General features: G+C 43.0%; 13 protein-coding genes. 10 read left to right on the plus strand and 3 right to left on the minus strand.

Features of this window, described 5'->3' with window-relative positions; all coding sequences use genetic code 11:
* On the minus strand, nucleotides 1-2,883 hold the full coding sequence (locus tag L6466_RS02800) for an InlB B-repeat-containing protein (RefSeq protein WP_237802167.1): 2,883 nt from the start codon (nucleotides 2,881-2,883) through the stop codon (nucleotides 1-3).
* 130 nt (nucleotides 2,884-3,013) lie between these two features.
* Here L6466_RS02800 and L6466_RS02805 point away from each other — a divergent pair, with 130 nt between their 5' ends.
* The gene (locus tag L6466_RS02805; RefSeq protein ID WP_237802165.1) at nucleotides 3,014-3,628 is read left to right on the plus strand and encodes a porin family protein; all 615 of its coding nucleotides are present in this window, start codon (nucleotides 3,014-3,016) and stop codon (nucleotides 3,626-3,628) included.
* Nucleotides 3,629-4,946: 1,318 nt separating this feature from the next.
* Here the strand turns inward: L6466_RS02805 and L6466_RS02810 are convergent.
* The gene (locus L6466_RS02810; RefSeq protein ID WP_237802163.1) at nucleotides 4,947-5,930 is read right to left on the minus strand and encodes an IS3 family transposase; all 984 of its coding nucleotides are present in this window, start codon (nucleotides 5,928-5,930) and stop codon (nucleotides 4,947-4,949) included.
* Between the two features lie 2 nt (nucleotides 5,931-5,932).
* Complete coding sequence (locus L6466_RS02815; protein ID WP_237802161.1) at nucleotides 5,933-6,319, minus strand: transposase; 387 nt, start codon at nucleotides 6,317-6,319, stop codon at nucleotides 5,933-5,935.
* A gap of 136 nt (nucleotides 6,320-6,455) precedes the next feature.
* On the opposite strand from L6466_RS02815, the gene L6466_RS02820 reads away from it, so the two are divergent.
* The 9 genes from L6466_RS02820 to L6466_RS02860 all read left to right on the plus strand — a co-directional run bounded on the left by L6466_RS02820 (nucleotide 6,456) and on the right by L6466_RS02860 (nucleotide 19,820).
* Nucleotides 6,456-7,460 (plus strand): helix-turn-helix transcriptional regulator, encoded by a 1,005-nt coding sequence (locus L6466_RS02820; RefSeq protein WP_237802159.1) that lies wholly within the window; start codon nucleotides 6,456-6,458, stop codon nucleotides 7,458-7,460.
* Nucleotides 7,453-8,481 carry a PDDEXK nuclease domain-containing protein gene (locus tag L6466_RS02825; protein ID WP_237802158.1) on the plus strand — a complete coding sequence of 343 codons (1,029 nt, stop codon included), beginning with the start codon at nucleotides 7,453-7,455 and terminating at the stop codon, nucleotides 8,479-8,481. Before L6466_RS02820 ends, L6466_RS02825 begins: the two co-directional genes overlap by 8 nt.
* 52 nt (nucleotides 8,482-8,533) lie before the next feature.
* Nucleotides 8,534-10,108: an AAA family ATPase gene (locus L6466_RS02830; RefSeq protein ID WP_237813068.1), complete on the plus strand. Its 1,575-nt coding sequence runs from the start codon at nucleotides 8,534-8,536 to the stop codon at nucleotides 10,106-10,108.
* Nucleotides 10,109-10,110: 2 nt separating this feature from the next.
* The gene (locus L6466_RS02835; protein ID WP_237802155.1) at nucleotides 10,111-11,094 is read left to right on the plus strand and encodes a hypothetical protein; all 984 of its coding nucleotides are present in this window, start codon (nucleotides 10,111-10,113) and stop codon (nucleotides 11,092-11,094) included.
* Between the two features lie 71 nt (nucleotides 11,095-11,165).
* Nucleotides 11,166-13,394, plus strand: coding sequence for an N-6 DNA methylase (locus L6466_RS02840; RefSeq protein WP_237802154.1), 2,229 nt, complete (start codon nucleotides 11,166-11,168; stop codon nucleotides 13,392-13,394).
* A 77-nt stretch (nucleotides 13,395-13,471) separates the two neighbouring features.
* Entirely contained in the window at nucleotides 13,472-13,726 is a 255-nt protein-coding gene (locus L6466_RS02845) for a hypothetical protein (protein WP_237802153.1), read from the plus strand.
* Between the two features lie 50 nt (nucleotides 13,727-13,776).
* Nucleotides 13,777-15,297: a class I SAM-dependent DNA methyltransferase gene (locus tag L6466_RS02850; RefSeq protein ID WP_237802152.1), complete on the plus strand. Its 1,521-nt coding sequence runs from the start codon at nucleotides 13,777-13,779 to the stop codon at nucleotides 15,295-15,297.
* On the plus strand, nucleotides 15,294-16,439 hold the full coding sequence (locus tag L6466_RS02855; protein ID WP_237802151.1) for a restriction endonuclease subunit S: 1,146 nt from the start codon (nucleotides 15,294-15,296) through the stop codon (nucleotides 16,437-16,439). Before L6466_RS02850 ends, L6466_RS02855 begins: the two co-directional genes overlap by 4 nt.
* Before the next feature lie 39 nt (nucleotides 16,440-16,478).
* Entirely contained in the window at nucleotides 16,479-19,820 is a 3,342-nt protein-coding gene (locus L6466_RS02860; RefSeq protein ID WP_237802150.1) for a type I restriction endonuclease subunit R, read from the plus strand.
* Nucleotides 19,821-19,873 lie beyond the last annotated feature (53 nt).

Below are 19,873 nucleotides of genomic sequence, written 5' to 3' on the forward strand. Positions count from 1 at the left end.
TTAGCGGTCCTCTGCCAGATATTTCCTTCCATTCAGGATGTTTATACCTTTATGCGGGTGCAACAGTCGTTGCCCCCGCAAATTGTATATAGCCCCTTCGTTGCTGTCTTTCTGAGGCGTACGGATGCCCGTCATCTTATAGGGCTTCAGGTCTATCGTGCCATCGGCCACACCGTTGAGGAATATCTCCAGGTTTGAGTAGCCGCTCTCTGTGAGCTTGTAGCCATCCGACGCGTCATTGGGATTCAGTCCTGCGCTCTTCTCGTACTCATCAGGCATGCCGTCCAGGTCTGTATCCTGCATCAGTTGTTCGCCTTCCTCCATACCCATCCAGGGCCACATCTGTGTCTTGATGGTCTGTCCTGTGGCCTCGTCCTTGGCGTAGAACTCATCATAGCGTGACAGCGTGATGTCGGCAGGCGAGTTGATGATGCCTGCGGCAGGTGTAATCATCGTGCCTGGCTTCTTCTCGCTCTCAAAGGTGCTGCCGTGGTACTGTGGCTGACGTGTGCCGGCTGCCTCGGCCAACAAGCGTTCGTCCACCTCGTCATAGCGGGGTAGGGAGGCACCTGCTTTCTGCGTCACCTGACGGTAAGCCTCGTCGGCCGTCTCGTAGGTCATGCCGCTGAGGGCATATGGCAGTTCATGCAGCAGGGCTTTGTCGGCCAGTGTCTGTGAGGGAGATACCGACCAGAAATTCATGGCGCGTGAGGCATAGTCTGACGTGAATCCGTAGTAGTTGTCATTGTTCACCTTCTGCAGTTCCGTGTCACTCCAGATAGAGCCGTTTGGCGCCCATCTGCTGCTCAGTTCAAACTTGTTGCCCGAGAGATACCACTCGCCCACCAGGTTGATGTTATCGCCCGATGCCGATACGAAATAGCGCTTGGCGGCTGCCCCACTATAGGTGGCAGGACCGGGACGGTAGTAGTTGTTGATCATATAGACGCGGTCGTAGGACGACTCGTCGGCCGAGGCATTCTCGCCACCATGTATGGAGTTGTGGTTTCCCCAGTTGAATATCACGTTGTTGGCAAACTCATTATCCACGTACAGGTCGTGCTCCAGGGGCTTTGCCTGATTTCTCACACCGTTGAAACGTGGTGAGCGACTGATGCAGCTGCTCACCAGACAGTGGTGCATCGTGCCGTGCTCGCCACCCCATTGCATGGCATACGAGCGCTCGCCCTTCACATTCTTGGAATAGTACAGGCCCTCGGCCGAGATACACCATTGCATCGTGGTGGAGTCTGTGTCGTAGAGCGTCAGGTTCTCCTCCATCGACCATGAGAAAGAACAGTGGTCCAGCACGATATGATGTACGTTCTCCACGTCGAGTGGCGACATGCTCGTAGCTGCCAGGTCGCCGGCACGGAAGCGGATATGACGGATGATGATGTTGGGCTGTGTCAGTTTCATCTGGTAGCCGGCAATGCAGATACCTCCGCCAGGTGCCGTCTGACCGGCTATGGTCACGTTGGGGTGATTCACGGACAGTTTCGATGTCAGATAGATGGTGCCGCAGGTGCGGAACAGGATGGTGCGTGGCGTGTCGTCGCCTGTACGCAGGGCCCAGCGCAGCGTGCCCTCCACCAGCGCATCGTCCGAACAGTCGTCCGTGCGTGTCACGTAATACACCTTGGCCCCTCTGTTGTCTGTCATGCGTCCGCCTGTGGTATATTTGCCGTAGCCCTCGGCACCAGGGAAGGCGATGAGGTCTGCACGGTAGTTGTCCACCATGGCAAACACGGCCTTGATGGTCATATCCGTATTCAGCGTGAAGGTGTATTGTGCGCTGGTTGACAGCACATTACCATTACCGTCCTCCCAACGTACGAAGTAGTGTCCTTTGTTGGCCTTTGCCGTGAGCGTCAGTACCGTTCCTGCGTTATACTTGCCGTTATCGCCCTTGTCGCTGATGCTCACGCTGCCCATCGCTGGCATGTCGGTGCCATAGGTCAGCGTGGCCTCTTCCAACTTCGTGAAACGGGCCTCTGCCTGAGTATCGCTGCTGATGGTAAACAGGTGGGGATTGTCCGTACCTACCTGTACATTATTAATGTACCAGCCCTCGAAGGCATAACCGATGTTGGGCGTTGCCGTACAACTGACGTTATCGCCTGTGACAACGGATGTCTGGGCAGGCGACACCGTACCGGCACCCTCAGGTACTACCGTTGCCGTAAACGTGCTCAGTTGCACGCTGCCACCTACCGTGGCCGTGCCCGTCAGCGTCACGTTGCCCATCGCCAGGTTCTTACCGTTCGCATAGCCCTGCGCCATACGTACCACCACCTGCCAGGCATCATTGCTGGCCGTGGCTGTTGCGGGCACGTCAAACGATGCGTTGTCGTAGTTGGCGTCTATGTCGCTGTGACTGTTTACCTTACCCAGCTCGTATGTCTGCGTCACCTCGCCTGCCGCATTCAGTTTCAGCAGCAGTACCTCGAAGGCAGGGCTGCTGTTCTTCACCCACGATGCCACACTCACCCCCACCTTCGTAGGCACGTAGGTCAGGTCGGTGGTATTGGGCTTGATCTGAAGTATCATGCCGTAGTCGTTGCTGCCGTCAGCGGCACCCTGCACCTTGAAGCGCAGCAGTTGCAGTCCCGTCACCTCTTTCGTGGCGTAGCTCTGAGGCGTTATCGTGGCCTGGAATGCCAGTTTCGAACCAAAGGTGACGCTCGTCTCCAGCATCTGCTTCACGTCCGTGCCCTCGCAGGTCGTGGTTGAGGCCGTGGCGCTATTGTAGGCCGCAGAGCCCATTGCCAGGTCTTTTATCGACTTGTTCAGTGGCCAGTGGGTGGTCACGATGGCATTCTGCGCCAGTACTGTCGACACGATGGTCATGAACAAAGACAGGAGTATCAGTTTCTGTTTCATTTGTTTTAGTTGTTTTTAGCTGTGCAAAAGTACGCTTTTTTCCTTAATACCGCAAATTATTCCTGTATTTGTTTTGCACTTTACCGACTAATTCGTACTTTTGCATCATCAAACCTAATAAATAATGAGAATGAAAACCTGGATTTTAACTATTGTTGCCCTGCTCACGTCTGTTGTGGCAGTGGCTCAGCGCAGAGAAGGAACATGTACCGTACAGCCAAAGGTGGGCTTGAACGTCAGTACGCTGTCGGATGCCCAGAAGACCATTGGCGATGCCTGTTTTGGTATGGAGGCAGAGTATATGATCACGAATATCTTCAGCCTGTCGGCAGGTGTGATGGTGTCTAACCAAGGTGGTAAATACGATAAAGACGGCTTAAGATATACGGCCGACCTCGACTACGCCAATATCCCCATTATGGCCAATGTCTATGTGCTGCCTGGACTTGCTTTGAAGGCTGGTGTGCAGCCCGGCTTCCGCCTGAAGGCTAAGATGAAGACTGACGACGGCACCTACGATGTTGACGAATTCTATAAGCTCGTGGGCATGTTGACACCAGGCGAGGAGCCCAAGGTCTATAAGTTTGACCTCGCCATCCCTGTTGGCATCTCCTACGAATATGAAAACGTAGTGCTTGATGCCCGTTACAACTGGGGCCTCCTGAAAGTAGAGAACATCGGTAATGCCTATTATAACCGCGTCTTTGAAGTGACGCTGGGCTATAAGTTCGAGTTGGACTTCTAATCCTGAACGGTCAAGATATTTTACCGTCTTGGAAATCCCCCTATAATACCCCTAAAAATTTGAGTTAACTCAAATCATCATTTGAATTAACTCGATTCATGATTTTAGTTAACTCAAACGATTAATCTAGTTAACGGGCCATTTTCGGCCCGTTTTTTTGTTCACTTTTTTGTCTTACTTGAATTATTCATGGATATTTTTGTCTGCGACGCTACACAAATGACCATAACGTCGTATCTCTGTCCGAGAAACGACGTGTTGCTTGCAGAGAAACAACCTTTCTCGATACTATTTTTGACAACAGTTATTTTTGTGTGCAACACCCACCCCAAGAACATAGAAATCTCCTGAAAAGCCTTTAAATACAATATATTCAGCAGGGGTTAGTGTTGTGTCAACACTCCCCCTGACACTAACCCCAACAGTAACCCCTACACTCCCCCCCATGAGACTTTTTGTATTTTCTGATATCGCAAAATTTTCTTTACACTATACGGAAGCAATTTTGCTACCATTAAATGTAGTAATTGCGTCCTCACTAGGAAAAAATATTTTCTTAGGCAGAGCGCAATTTTTTCTTGGTTAAGGAGTAAATAGCCAAGATTAATGAACCTGGAATTTATTTGACACGTGCCGTCAGATTTGATCTTCCCTGATATCCTTAGGGTTGGGTGTCGGGTGGAGTGTTGGGTTAGGTGTTGGGGTTAGTGTTAAAGCAACACTCCACCCATCGCATTCCCCTGTATTTAAAGGCCTCCCAGAAGATTTCTATGCTCTTGGGGTGGGTGTTGATAAAGTATCGTCATACTCTATGCTCTTTGAAGGGTAAAGGCTCATAAGAAGCGAGCCGTAATCTCACGCCATGCGAGATTACGGCTTGCTTTGGACGAGGTTACGTCTCTTTAATCCGACGCTATACAAAATGACTTACTAATTCAATTATTTGGAAAGCAACATAGAAGACTATGAAAGAGACATTATTAGGCAATTCATGATTGACATCAATCCTTCCTGTCACGTAATACCCCCAAAATCTTCACTCGAGTGAATTCATCGATTGAGCTAGGTCAAATCATGAAATCACTCGAGTCAATTCATGATTTCAGCTATAAGGTGACTTTTCCTGATTTCACTAGACACTTTTTCTCTTCATTAGCTGATTCTGTAGACACTTTCGATGTTGTCGTCCTGAATCGATAGACACAAGCGAAAAAGCTGTGCTGTTTTAGTTGACACCTTGGTCATGCTGGACACGCAGAGCCCTGGGCTGTTCGTTCGGCAAAACCGGATGCCCCTCGATGGGGCATTCAGTTTTTTGTCAGATGCGCTGGCATACGCCTTCGCCCATACTGTTTGTTCGGCTCTGCAAAGATACAACATTATTTTCATTCTCTGTCTGTTTTTGGGAATAAATCTTGTTTTTCCACTTCCTTTCCTGTAGACCCTGCTCAAAATGCACCACCGCTGGTGTCTTGTAGCCTATGCTCATGTGCAGGCGATGGTAGTTGTAGAAATGGATGAAGTTCGGTATAAGATTCTGCATGTACTCATACGTATGCAGTTGCTTCTGCCTGTAGAGGCATTCCACCTTTATTATACCGTTGGTACGCTCGGCAATGGCGTTATCTGTAGGTTTGTAATCCTCACACATGGATATGCTGATGTTGTATGCCTTGAGCGCAGCCACGTAGGCATCGCAGCAGTACTGTACCCCTCGGTCGGAGTGATGTATCAGCCCCTTGAGCGACTCGCTGCCAGACATGGACACTGCCTGTTCTACAGCCATTTTTAGAGCCTCTATCGAAATGGCAGCCTTCAGTGACTTAGCAAGTTTCCAGCCTACAATCTTGTGTGAGTAGGCATCGGTAATCAGATGGAGGTAGCATACGTCGCCGCCAGCAAGGGCAATATAGGTAATATCGGCCACCCAGAGCTGGTTGGCGGCGGTGACTACTATGTCCTTTGTTAAGTTATTGTACTTGTGGTAGCGATGGTTGGAATTCGTCGTATGGCGGGGCTTTGGTTTGGGAAGCATAAGTCCCTTGCGGCGTAGCAGTACGAAGAAACGGTCACGCCCAGGAACAAAGCCACGTCCAAACATCTCGATAAGCATTAACCACAGTTTGTAACCGCCAATACCAGGATCCTCCCCACGGATATCCTTGACGGCATCGATGACTTTTCGCTCATGTTCGATCTCCGTCTCAATGTCAGCCTTCGACTGGTAGAAGGCCTGACGACAATGGCCAAACAGCTGGACTACGAGTGCGACGGCAAGACCGCACTCGAAGACCAGTTCCATTGCTACTTGGCCCCAGATTTTTTTCTTATTGAAATGTCGTAGTAATCCTCAGCCTTGTCAATCATCATATCACGGGCCAAGGTCTCAAGACGGGAGAATTCCAATGCCTTCTCTAGTTCCTTAATGCGCTTCTTTAACTGCGCATTCTCGTCCTTGTAGCTGTCTTTACCGCGGTTTGCCATATCATCTTCGCCTGATTCCGACTGCAAAGGTAATGAAACTTTTTCAGATTCGTGCGTCTTTGTCCATCTTAAAAAGGTACCACGATCAATCTCATGCTTTTTGGCGAAGGCATAAATGCTCATGCCTGAATCGTAATACTCACTCAGCATCCTCAGACGAAAATCTTCACTGTAATGCTTGTAATGCTCTCGAATTGCTTTACTCATAGTTATACACATTTTTTATTAATACTAAATGTGTCTACCTATATCAGTATAAGTCAAGGCGTGAATTTTTCTTCAAAAAGGAAACAGATTGCATTTTTTTTACTAACTTTGTAGGCAATAAGCTAAGAACCACTGTATGCCAGTAGATAAACAAGTTTTGTTGAGATATCAGGTTCTGAACAAGTGCTTCAGAAACAAATATAGGGAATACACCATTGATGATTTGGTTGATGAGTGTAATGAGGCATTACGCAGAGCTGATAAGCCAGATGTATCTAAGCGTACTGTCCAGAATGATATTAATATCCTGGAGGCTGATTACGGCATAATACTTAACGAGAAGCTACGTCTTGGCAAGAAACGCCTATATCGGTATGTTGATACGAACTATTCAATACCCCTTTTCCGCATTAACGATGAGGAGCGCCACAAGCTTCAGGATGCAATTCGCGTATTGGATCATTTTGAGGGTGAACCCACATACGATTGGGCAAGGACGCTCCTGATGCAGATAGAAGGCGGATTGTTTGACGAAGACACATCGCCCGTAGTTACCTTCCAGTCAAATCCTGACTTGAAAGGTATCTCGTATTTTTCAGACCTTTTGCAGGCAATCCTCACCAAAAGAGTGTTGAAACTAAAATACACGCCTTACGGAAAAGAAACGCAGATAGTTAATATCTATCCCTATCATCTGAAGCAATTCAATGACCGTTGGTATCTTATTGCCCAAGCGATAGGCTATCAGTCTTATGCTCATTATGCCCTTGACAGGATTGAAGGTTTTGAAGAGATAGCTTTACCGTACAAGGAGTCGGATGTTGATTTCTCAGAGTACTTCGATGATGTCATAGGAGTGACAGTCCCTGACGTTGACGCAGAAGATATTGTCATCAAGGTGACAGGCAAGCGTTTTAACTATATTCGCACCAAGCCCCTTCACCTCTCTCAGCGCGTCATCGAGGAGACAGAGGGCTATGCCATCATATCTATCAATGTCAAGGTAAATAAAGAGCTGGAATCTCTGATACTCTCCTTTGGTGATGACATGGAGGTCATTGCTCCTGCCAGTTTCAGGGATAGGATAGCGGAGAAAATAAAGGTAATGAATCAACTATATTCAAAAGATAAAGATGAATAATATAATAGTGCAAAATAGAAACGACCAATTCGCTGAAATCGTCGCCATGATTCAGCATACTCGTAATGAAGTGGTGAGATTGGCTAATGCTTCTCTGATAGATTTGTATTGGAAGATTGGTAAATACATCTCCAATAAGATTGCTGCTTCAGAATGGGGTGATGGCATAGTCAAGCAATTGGCTGAATATATCGAAAGAACCAGCCCAGAAGCTAAAGGCTTTTCTGATAAGAACCTTTGGCGAATGAAGCAGTTCTATGAGACTTATAATGGTGCAGACGAAATACTCTCACCATTGGTGAGACAAATTAGTTGGACTAATAATCTTACTATTTTAAGCCGTACCAAATCAACCGAAGAGAGATGTTTTTATTTGGAGCAATGTGTTCATGAACGATGGACAAAACGAGAATTAAATCGACAGATAGATAGTGCACTTTATGAAAGATCTAAAGTTGGAACTCTAAAACTCTCACCACTGGTGAGAGAAATTGCACCCAATGCGGAACAGATATTCCGAGACCAATATGTATTGGAGTTTATTGGCGGAAAAGAGTATAAATACGAGAACGATTTGAAAGCGGCACTGGTGAAACAGATGAAGGACTTTGTCCTGGAATTTGGAAAAGACTTCCTTTTCATTGATGAGGAATATCGATTACAGGTTGGAAATAGTGATTTTAGAATAGATTTGTTGTTCTATCATCGTGAATTGCAATGCCTCGTTGCTTTTGAGTTGAAGATGGAGAAATTCAAACCAGAGCATTTAGGTCAATTGAATTTCTATTTGGAGGCTCTTGATAGAGATGTGAGAAAGCCCAAGGAGAATCCCAGCATAGGCGTACTGCTCTGCAAAGACAAGGATGACGCTGTGGTGGAATACGCTTTGAGTCGTAGTTTGTCACCTACAATGGTAGCAGAGTATCAGTTGTGCTTACCTGATAAAGCCCTATTACAAAAGAAACTTCAGGAAATACAAGAATCAATTGCAGAATCTGGAAAAAACAATTCTGATCAATGAAGAAAACCTGCACAGTAAGTGAGTAATTTTGCAACCGACTAAATAAAAATATATGAACTCAATTGGATTTACGAACTTTCGTCGTTTTCAAAACTTCCCAGAAATAGATTTGGGAGATATTACTATTCTGGTAGGTGGTAATAATGCCGGAAAATCAACTCTTGTAAAAGCAATCCTCCTGATGCGTGATTTTCTGAAGAGAAGAATAGAACGAGTTGGGAATTCAGAAAAGAAATTATTTTGGAAATATTCTCCACAGTTCAGTTTTGACACAGAACACGTTAATATTGGTGATTTTTACCGTGCATTTTGTCGTCAAAGTCCAGTAAAGGATAACACGATTTCTTTTTCTATGAAAATTGACAAGTTTCGTTTTGTAGTTAATATACGTGGAGAAAGAAAACCAGGAATTATCCCACATGTATCGAAGATTGCTGTAACTGATGAAGAAAAAGATATTCATTTTGAATTTGACTTTTTAAAAGCTCAGATGACAATTCATTTTGAATACGATAAGGAGGCTTTAAATTCCGATATAGATAAAGCTGAGCAAATATCTGACAGGATGAATCGAATAATGAATAAGTTATCTCAAAGCAGAGATTTCGAAGAGATTTCTAATCTTAAGGTTGAACTTGAGAATCTTGAGAAAATGAAATCTTATAATAATTACTCAGGAATAGAATTTTCTGAGTATGATGAAATTACTATAGATTTATCTTATTTCAAGGCTGATCATGTTGGAAATTTGGTTATACCAGAATTGATAAGAGGTTTTGTTTCCTTCTCAGAAACTGGAACTATTGGCGACAAGCGTTCGCGTTATTATGCCGACAAGGTCGCTAAGAAAACATTCATTAGAGGAAAGGCCTATGAAATCAATCGCATTGCAGACGAGGTTGAAAAAGTTTTGAATGGACAAACAATTGAATATATTTATGCTCATTCTGTATATCAGGATTCTGTTTATGCAAACTGTGCTAATTCGAGTGATTACACAAAACGTACTATTCATGAATTCTATACATCACGTATATCAAAAGGTGATGATGAGTTTAAGTTAATAGATAATTGGCTCAAAGAGTTTAAAATAGGTGACTCGTTAAAGGTTTTACCTTACAAAGGAGACAATTACAGTCTTGTGATATTTGATAAAGATAATCCCGAAGCTACTAGTAAAAATGACAAAGCCTATTCTGGGGGAATAGACTTGGCCGACAAAGGAATGGGATCAATACAGATTGTTATTCTTTTACTTCGTATTGCCACTCTTATCCGCAAATATAAAGGACAACAATTAACTGTTTTGCTTGAAGAGCCAGAACAAAACCTTCATCCTGCAATGCAAAGCAAAATAGCAGATTTGATAAATTATGTAAATATTGAGTTTGGCTTAAAATTCATTATTGAAACACATTCGGAATACTTAATACGTAAAACTCAAGTTATCGTAGCAGAACTAAATAAGTCTGTTAATAGAGTGGCTATTCCGTTTAAAGTGATTTATCTTCCTGATAACGACGAGCTTCCGTACGATATGCAGTATCGTCCAGACGGAAAGTTCTCGAAAGAATTTGGTGCAGGTTTCTTTGATGAAGCAGCAAAGTTAGCTTTTAAAATATTTTGATTATGGATATCTATATAGATAAAGCTAACCTTAAGTCTTACGTTAGTTCCTCTGCGAATAATTCTTTTGCAGATTGTAATCGCATGCTGTTAAATAAGTTTGATTTGAAGTTTACTTTTTCAAAAGACGAAATAGCACAGGATGTCGCCATCTTACAATGGATAACAATAATGAACGATGGATTTAAAGGTACTATAACCTGGAATGTAAACCATCCGCAGCGGCCCGTAAAATCAAATTCACATGCAAGATATGATAGAGAACAGCTATCTTCTGTTTATCTGATAGATGACGAGAGAATTCAACAGTTAAAAGAATATGGGGTGTTGCTCTATGGTGGTGTCGGTTCAGAGATTGATGTTCTATCTTCTCTGATTATGGCTGGAACTGATTATGGTTTTGTAAAACAATTACCCATCAAGAAATTGTCTCATTGGAAGGATATAAGGAATTATACTTCTCCATGCTCAGATATAATCCTTACTGATCAATATTTATTTACTTTCCAAGAGCTATATGATTATAATGTTTATGAGCTGATAGGAGAGATTTGTTCACATGCACATGAAAGTAAAATTAACATAGTAATATTGACGTTACCACAATGTTATGACAAGAGAACTAAAACGTCATTTGTTCCTGATTGGTCTGATATTCGTAACAGAATAAGGAATGTTGTATCATCTAAAACTGGAATGAGCCCCAATGTGACATTTGCTTTATCCTCAAATTTAGGAGAACACGATCGTACGATATTTACTAATTATAAAAGTATCGAAAGTGGGGATACGTTTAATTATTTTAATTCCGAGTGGGAGGTGATTTCTGGTGGCAGACATTTAGAAATATTTAGCTTGGCAGATAGAGAATTTTACGATAACAGCATGAAGTTCGTCAGTGATATGCAAGAAGTGATAAACAATATCCAAAAAGTCAATAAAGATAATATCATAGGTGATCGTAAAAGTAACTATTTGACTTTTTAACCAACTATGCAGAAAACTTGCACAGAAAATGTGTACCTTTGCAGCAGAAACAAAAACAATAACAATTTAGAATGATGGAAGAGCAAAATAAGAGTTCAATTGTGAAACTAATTTGTGAGGTAAGCTCTCGTCTTAGGGGGCTCTATTCTTACGAGCAAATGGTGCAGGTTGTTGCCGCATTTACAGTCTTGCGCCGTATAGATTGCTTTATAGGCAAGTATTCCAAGGAGTGCGCATCATTCTATCTTGATAAAGGTAAAAGACTAAGCGATGAAAGACTTGCAGAGAAACTTTGCGAGGTTTCTGGAGGGTATCCATTTTATAATTATTCTGGATATAATTTCAGAGAGATCTTGTCATCGTCAGATTCTATTGAGGTTACTATGAATTCTTATCTCCAAAGTTTTAGTGATAATGTACAGGAAATCTTGGAAGGTATGAATTTTTATCAGAACTTGGCAACACTGCAGCGTCAGTCTAGATTACTCGTAGAACTTTTCGAACAATTTGCGAAGTTGGATTTGTCAGAAGAAGCAGTCGATAAGGAAGATTTTGTAGAATTGATGTCTTCTTTATTTGATGAAGGTGGACGTTTTTCGGGAGAATTTCATACTGATTACGCACTTTCTAATCTGATTAGTGATTGTCTCTTATCTGAGGATCTTCGTATTAATAAAGAAGATTATGTAACCATCTATGATCCCGTTTGTGGTACTGGCGGAATGCTTGCTACCGCAGGCTTAAAAGCAAAGTCTTTTGCGATTCATCAGTCAGACATCTGTCTGTATGGTCAGGAAATATCGCTTTTTCCAAGTGCTGTTGCAAAAGCGTTGGTTTTACTTTGCGGAAATGAGTATAGTATGGTTGTATATGCAAACACTTTAACTGAAGACTGTTTTAGCGGTCAGCATTTCCAATATATCCTTGCCGATTATCCTTTTGGCGTTTCCTGGAAACCGATTCAATCGAAGATTCAGATGGAGGCGCTTGATTCGTCAGGACGTTTTTCTATTGGTCTTCCTGCTATTTATGATAGTCAATTCCTTTTTATAGAGCACATTATTTCAAAAATGAGTTCTGAAGGCAGTCGTGCTGCTTTTATTACAAGTCCGTCTACACTATGGACCGGCGATGCTCGTAGCGGAGAGTCTCGTATTCGTCGCTGGATGTTTGAGCACGATCTTGTAGAAACCATCATTGCCTTGCCTGCAGGTTCTCTTACTTTTACAAACATTCCCGTCTATTTGTGGATTCTTTCAAATAAGAAAAATGAGTCGCAAGTTGGTAAGGTTCGCCTTATTGATGCTTCATCTATGAAAAGTAAGAATCGTAGAAATGGTTTGGATAATGACATAGTTAAATTCATCGTTGATGAATATCTGTCTAACATAATCTCAACAAGGTCTGAGATTGTGTCAAATGATCAATTTGGCTATTTCGAGGTCGATCTTCTTGAAGATGGAAAGAAAAAGGACAGGGTTACAATATCCTTAGATACGGATATTCATGAGTTTGTTGAAAAGGAGTATCAGCCCTATGCTAAAGGCAAAGTAACTGTAGACTATGCTTCAGTAGAGAAAGGCTATTCTGTACAATTTGATAAGTTCTTTGCACAAGAGAAAGTAGATGTGACATCATTGATTGATGCATCGCATGATCTATTGTCTGTTGTTGATTCAATAGAAGCAATTAAAAAGGATATTATTAAAATAAAGGGACGAACTGAAGCAAAAGCGTGGAATGAGCTCCCATTGCGTGTGGCTACAGAAGTAGTCCTTGGAGGAAGTAAACCCACTGTTGAAAATCCTTCTGGATTACCACTACTTTCTGTTTCATACTTAAGAAAGCCTTCTAACGATGAACCTCTGTATGAGATTACCTCCAAAACAAGATGTTCAACGAAGGATGATGTTATTATCATAGTAAAAGGTGATAATACTGGTGAGGTGTTTAGAGGCGTTGATGGCATATTGTCCTCTTCTGTAGCTGCAATAAAGTGCATTGACGAGGATATTATTTTCCCTCAGTTCTTTTATTATTTGTTGAAAGGAAGTGAGAAGGATCTAAGAACATTAGCAACTGGTGCTATAATAAAGTCGCTTGATCTTAAAACAATCAAGAGCTTTAAGTGTTCAATACCACCAATGGAGGAACAAATAAAGATGGCATCGTATCTGGATGATATCGTCGGAAAAATCGACGACGTTATTAAGGTCCTGGGTGGTTCAGATAATGTTTTTTCATCCTATAGACAGACGCTTATTGAGAATGTCATTCGTGGAAGAGTCTTGATAAAATGATTTTCTCTTAACTATGCAGAAAACCTGCATAGAAAGCAATTACCTTTGCACCCAGAAACAGAAAATATCGTTGTAATATGGTTACAAAAGAGTATTACGATAACCTCCAGAAAGAGATGGCAAACAAAAGTGTTGAAGCACTCGTAGAGGAATTCAATAAGCAGGTTGGTAACACTGGCTGGACTTCCATTCGTGGTCTTCACGATTCTATCCTCATAGACACTCTCATCGCTAAAGGTGTTGATGTGTCTGCTGTATATGATGGTGTTGACATCTCTTTTAAGCGTAAAATATCGCTGAATGAAGATAAAACTCGTGTGATATTTGCGTAATTAGTGAATTGTTTATACTTTTGTAGAAATATTGAATTACTGACTGGAAAATGATTACAGGCGAGATAAAGAATAAGATTGACCAGATTTGGGATACCTTCTTTGTGGCAGGTATTACTAATCCCATCACAGTATTGGAGCAGATGACCTATATCTTCTTCATGAAACTGCTCGATGACAAGCAACTGCAGGAAGAGGAGAATGCTCGCGACTGGGGTGTGGAAATCCAGAATCCAACATTCCTTGACGGACAGCTATGGGTGAATCCTGAGGCTGTTTCGGATGAAGAGAAGAAGGGTGTTCCTTATGAGAATCTTCGATGGCATGTATTTAAGAACTTTGGTTCTGACAACATGTTCAAGATTGTTCGCCAAAGTGTGTTTGAGTTTATCAAGCATATCGGAACAGGTGAGGAAAGTGCCTACAGTCGCTATATGAAGTCTGCCATATTCCTTATCCCCAATGCTCGCACCCTTACAAAGGTGGTTGATGGTGTAGATGCCCTCGATATGAACAATCGTGATGCAATGGGCGATGTATATGAATACATCCTTGGCAAGATGGCAGCATCAGGCACAAATGGTCAGTTTCGTACTCCTCGCCACATCATCCGCATGATTGTGGAAATGATGGAGCCAACCCCCAAAGACTACATCTGTGACCCTGCAATGGGTAGCGCAGGCTTCCTTGTTGAGGCAGTCAAGTATATCAAGGAGAATTATGGAACAGCCATATATGCAGCGGAAGAAGTTCATCACATGAAGACATCCATGATCAATGGTTACGATACAGACCAGACGATGCTTCGCATAGGTGCCATGAACCTGCTGCTTCATGACATTACTGCTCCAGAACTTGCCTGGCGCGACTCTTTGTCAGAACAGAATGATGATCAGAGTTGCTATACGCTCATCATGGCAAATCCTCCTTTCGCTGGCAGCCTGGACAAGGGTAATGTAAACAAGAAGATTCTTGCATTCGCCAATACGAGTAAGACAGAACTCTTGTTCCTTGCTCAGTTTGTACGCTCTTTGGAGGTTGGTGGCCGTTGTGCCAGTATTGTTCCTGATGGCGTATTGTTTGGCACCAGCAAGGCTCATATCGCTATTCGTAAGGAGATAGTAGATAACCAGCAGCTGAAGGCTGTCATCTCGATGCCCAGTGGCGTCTTCAAGCCTTACGCTGGAGTAAGTACTGCCGTTCTTGTCTTCTCAAAGACGAATAGTGGTGGCACAGACAAGGTATGGTTCTACGACATGAAGGCTGATGGCTTCAGTCTTGACGATAAGCGAAGCCCTATCAGTGAGAATGATATTCCTGATGTGGTAGCTCGCTACCATCATCTGAAGGCAGAAGAGTCTCGCAGTCGCAAGGAGCAGAGTTTCTTTGTTCCTGTGGAAGAGATTCGCCAGAACAACTACGACCTTTCTATCAATAAGTACAAGGAGATAGAGAGGGAAAAGGTAGAGTATGAACCCGTTGCTGACATCCTTACTCGTCTTGAAAAGACAGAAGGAGAATACCTGAAGGGATATAGCGAACTGTATAAGATGTTGGAGAAGGACGCATGAGAGAAAACTGGACATATAAGAAATTAGGGGAGGTCTGCGAGATTGTCATGGGGCAATCTCCTGATGGTAATAGTATAAATGAGAATGAAGGAATAGAATTTCATCAGGGCAAAACTTGTTTTGGAGAAAGGTTCTTATCTCATTCTAGTTTATATACAAGCAAACCTGCCAAGTATGCTGAGGCAAATTCTGTCTTATTATGTGTTCGTGCGCCTGTAGGTTTCCCAAACATTACCAAAAGAAGAATTTGTATTGGTAGGGGACTCTGTTCATTGGTAGGTAGTGAAGAAATTACAAATATGTTTTTGTTTTATTCTTTATTAGGTAAACAGGGATATTTTGAGAAGAATTCTACAGGAAGTACTTTCAAAGCCATATCATCAAAAGTTATTTCTGATGTCGATATCCCCATACCTCCTCTTTCTGAACAGCAATCTATTGTTGCGGAACTTGACAAGATTAACGAGCTGATAAACTTGAAGAAGGCTCAGTTGAGTGACCTCGACAATCTTGCTCAAAGCATATTCTATGATATGTTTGGTGATCCCATCGAAAACGAAAAAGGATGGGGAATTAAAGCTTTAGGCTCAATAGCTGATTTCAAGAATGGTCTAAATTTCAGCAAGGAAGAATCTGGGAATTGCTATAAGTTTCTTGGAGTTTCAGATTTTCAAGACAATAGAATTGTATGTTCAGATTCTTTAAACATTATACATTTGAATGATAGCATTTCTGAGGAGTATTTGCTACAAACAGGTGATATCGTGTTTGTTAGATCCAACGGAAGCAAAGAATTAGTAGGGCGCAATATTTTAATGCAAATAACCGAACCTACAACCTTTAGTGGCTTTTGTATTAGATGCAGATTATCAGATAATGATTTCAATAGTGTTTATTTATCTTTTCTTTTGAAAGCCCCATCTATGCGTCCTGTTATAACGAACTCAGGAAGAGGTTGTAATATTTCAAATTTAAATCAGAAGATTTTGAGCGCACTGCCAATAATTTATCCCCCTCTCTCCCTTCAGCAAGAATTTGCAAAGAGAATTGAGTTGATTGAGCAGCAGAAGGCGCAGATCTGTTCTACGATAAAAGACCTAGAAACTTTGCTTGCATCAAGAATGCAGCATTGGTTTGACTGAAAACGTTAAGTGATGGTTTGACTAAAAAAAATAAGTGATATGAAGAATTTCGACTTTATCCAACTATTAGCTCAGCATGTTCCGAGCTTCAGCAAACTGCATGCGTATTGCGATAAGGCAGAAATATTTCAGAACTCTTATCCAGAGGAGTCTGCTACTAATGCCCGCAAGGCCTTGGAATGGCTGGTGAAGAACCATCTTGCTATGGCATCAGCCAAAGTGGAGCAGAAGGAAACACTTAACGATATGCTGAAGCATCCAGAGATGGATGCCTTCATCAACTATGACTGGGAATTTCAGAAGAATATCTATACCGTCAAGAAGTTTGGTAACTATGCTTCTCATACGGGAACACAAGAGATAAAAAAGAATGATGCCTTTATCTGCTTGAGGTCCCTTTTCTATGTGGTGGAGGGCTTCCTGTATCGTTGGAAGGTAATCAAGAACATGGTAGCCTTTGATGCTACCCTGGTGCCACAAGTGCTGCCTGGAATGCAGGTGTTAACTTCTCCTGAGCCACAAGTGTCGCAAGAGGTTGTTGACAGTGTTCCCAAGGAGGTGATAGAGAATCCTGTCAAGCCAGTAGAGGCACCCAAGGAGTCGCTTGCCAGCGAGGCTGTGACAAGAAGATGTCTCATCGACTATATGCTGAATGAAGCAAAGTGGGATATCCTTACAATCAAGGGCGATATACAAGGTGGAAAGGCCTGCATTGAGGTAGAGGTGGAAGGCATGCCAACGCCAAGCGGTAAGGGCTATTGCGACTATGTACTGTTTAGCAGGGGTGGTAAGCCTTTGGCAGTCATAGAAGCAAAGAGTACCATACAGAATGCAGGAAAAGGCAGAGCGCAGGCAATACTGTATGCTGAATGTTTGGAAAAGAAATATGGTGTCCGACCTGTCATCTACTATACCAATGGTTATGTGACAAAGGTTATTGACGGCTTGGGATATCCTGACAGGGATGTCATATCATTCCATAGTCATGACGACCTGGAATATATCATGCAGAAACGTGGCAGGGCTGACATCAAGGACTTGACTATAGACGAGACGATTACTGACAGACCTTATCAGAAGACAGCCATCAAGAGCCTGGTGGAATGGCTCAACATGAAGCATCGTCGTGGATTGCTAGTGCTGGCTACTGGTACAGGAAAGACACGAGTGAGCATCTCGCTATGCAAGCTGCTGGCGAATAACGACTGGATAAAGAATGTGTTGTTCCTTGCTGACAGAACAGAATTGGTCAGTCAGGCAAGGGGTAACTTTGAAAAACTGTTGCCCAGTGAGTCGATGGCGTCACTGTCAGACGATGATGAGCCAGACTTGGACGCCCGGTTCATATTCTCCACCTACCAGACGATGATCAACTACATCAATGAGTATGATGTGAAGTTCAGCGTGGGACATTTTGACCTGATTATCATAGATGAGGCCCACAGATCTGTATTTGGAAAGTATGGAGCCATCTTCCAATACTTCGATTCGTTGTTGATAGGTCTGACAGCAACACCTCGCGACGAGATAGACAAGAATACCTTCAGATTGCTGGAGCTGGAGAATGAACCCAACTTTGAGTATACCTTTGACGAGGCAGTAGATGACGGATACCTTGTGTCTTACAAGGCAAAGCGTCATTACTCGAAGATGATAAACAAAGGCATCAAGTATGACGAACTGACTCCTGAACAGCGTGAGGAACTGGAAAAGGTTTGGGATTACGAGAAGATGCTGAAGGGCATTGACCCCAATGCGGAATACCATCGAGATATTGAAGGAAACGAGATATTCCGTTACCTCATCAATGATGATACTATAGACAATGTATTGTCAGAGCTGATGGAAAACGGCTTGAAGATTAAGAGTGGCGAAGATATAGGAAAGACGATTATCTTTGCCTATAATCACAAGCATGCTGAAAGAATAGTAGAACGCTTCCACGCACTATTCCCTAATCGTGGAGCAGACTATTGTCAGTTGATAGACAATCAGGTGAAGTACCATGATAAGCTGATAGCAAAATTCAAGGTTGCGGAAAGCATGCCTCAGATAGCTGTCAGCGTGGATATGCTCGACACAGGCATTGATGTGCCAGAAGTATTGAATCTGGTCTTCTTCAAGATTGTGAAGTCAAAGATAAAGTTTGAGCAGATGATAGGTCGGGGTACTCGCCTTTGTCCTGACATCTTCGGAGAGGGTAAGGACAAAGAATGCTTCTATATCTTTGACTGGTGCGGCAACTTTGATTATTTCTCAAAGAAACCTGATGGCATAGATGCTTCAAACAGCAAGTCTTTGACAGAAAGACTCTTCTCTCTGCGACTGGATATCGCAAAGGAACTGCAGAGTGCTGAGCATCAGGAGAAGGCTTTTGACAAGAAGATGCATGATGACCTGAAGGTGCTTTTGTATCAACAGGTAAACGGCATTGTGAAAGAGCGCAAGGATGCTCGCCCATATTGGAACATCATAGAGCCCTTCCGAGACAAGGATAAATGGACTTATATCTCAGAGGTAGATGTGTTGCGCCTGAAGGAAATAGGGAAGCTGATACCACAAGATGACGATGATGAATCGGCAAAGAAATTTGATGTCATCATGCTTCATCTTCAGTTGGCTCATATCGACTCTACAGTTCGTGTGGGACAGTTTAGGCAGGTTGTAGTAAATGTTGCTGCCCATCTGGAAAAGAAGGGCTCAATACCTGCTGTGATGAAGCGTATAGACACAATACGACTGGTTCAGCAACCACAATTCTGGGCGAATGAAAGCCTTGACAGTCTTGAAAGAGTCAGGACAGAACTGAGAGACCTGATAAAGCTGCTGGAAGGTACTAGGAAGAAAGAGAAGTTTATTATTGACATTGAAGACCCATACGTAACAGTAGAGGGAGGAGAAGATACTGTTATCCGTACTTCTTACAAGCAGAGAGTGGTAGATTATCTGGCCCAGAACACAGGTAATCCTACACTTCAGAAGATACAGCAGTTTGAGCAGTTGACAGCAGAGGACTTCAAAGAACTGGAGCGAGTCTTCTTTGAGGAACTTGGCAGTCGTGAAGAGTTTGACGAACTGGCAGAGGGGCATCCATATAAAACAAATGTGGCTGCATTCATTCGTGTTGTCAATGGCATAGACAGAAAGAAGGCCCTCCTGATATATCAGAAGTTTATCAACGACAATAACCTGACTTCAGACCAAGAAAGATATCTTAAGAATATTCTCGACTATGTCAGCGTAAATGGCGATATCGAGGTGAAGAACTTCCTGGAGTATCCGTTAAAGGCATTCAACTGGCGAGTTACCTTTGGCGATAATTTTGTCAGTCTAAAGGATTTCGTCAAGGAAATCCATCAGGTCATTTCTATTTCGGCATAAAGTACAGAGGGGACGGGTGAGTGTCTCGCTCCGATGAGAAAAGTCTGATGTTT

The organism is Prevotella communis, assembly GCF_022024175.1.
Lineage (GTDB): Bacteria > Bacteroidota > Bacteroidia > Bacteroidales > Bacteroidaceae > Prevotella > Prevotella communis.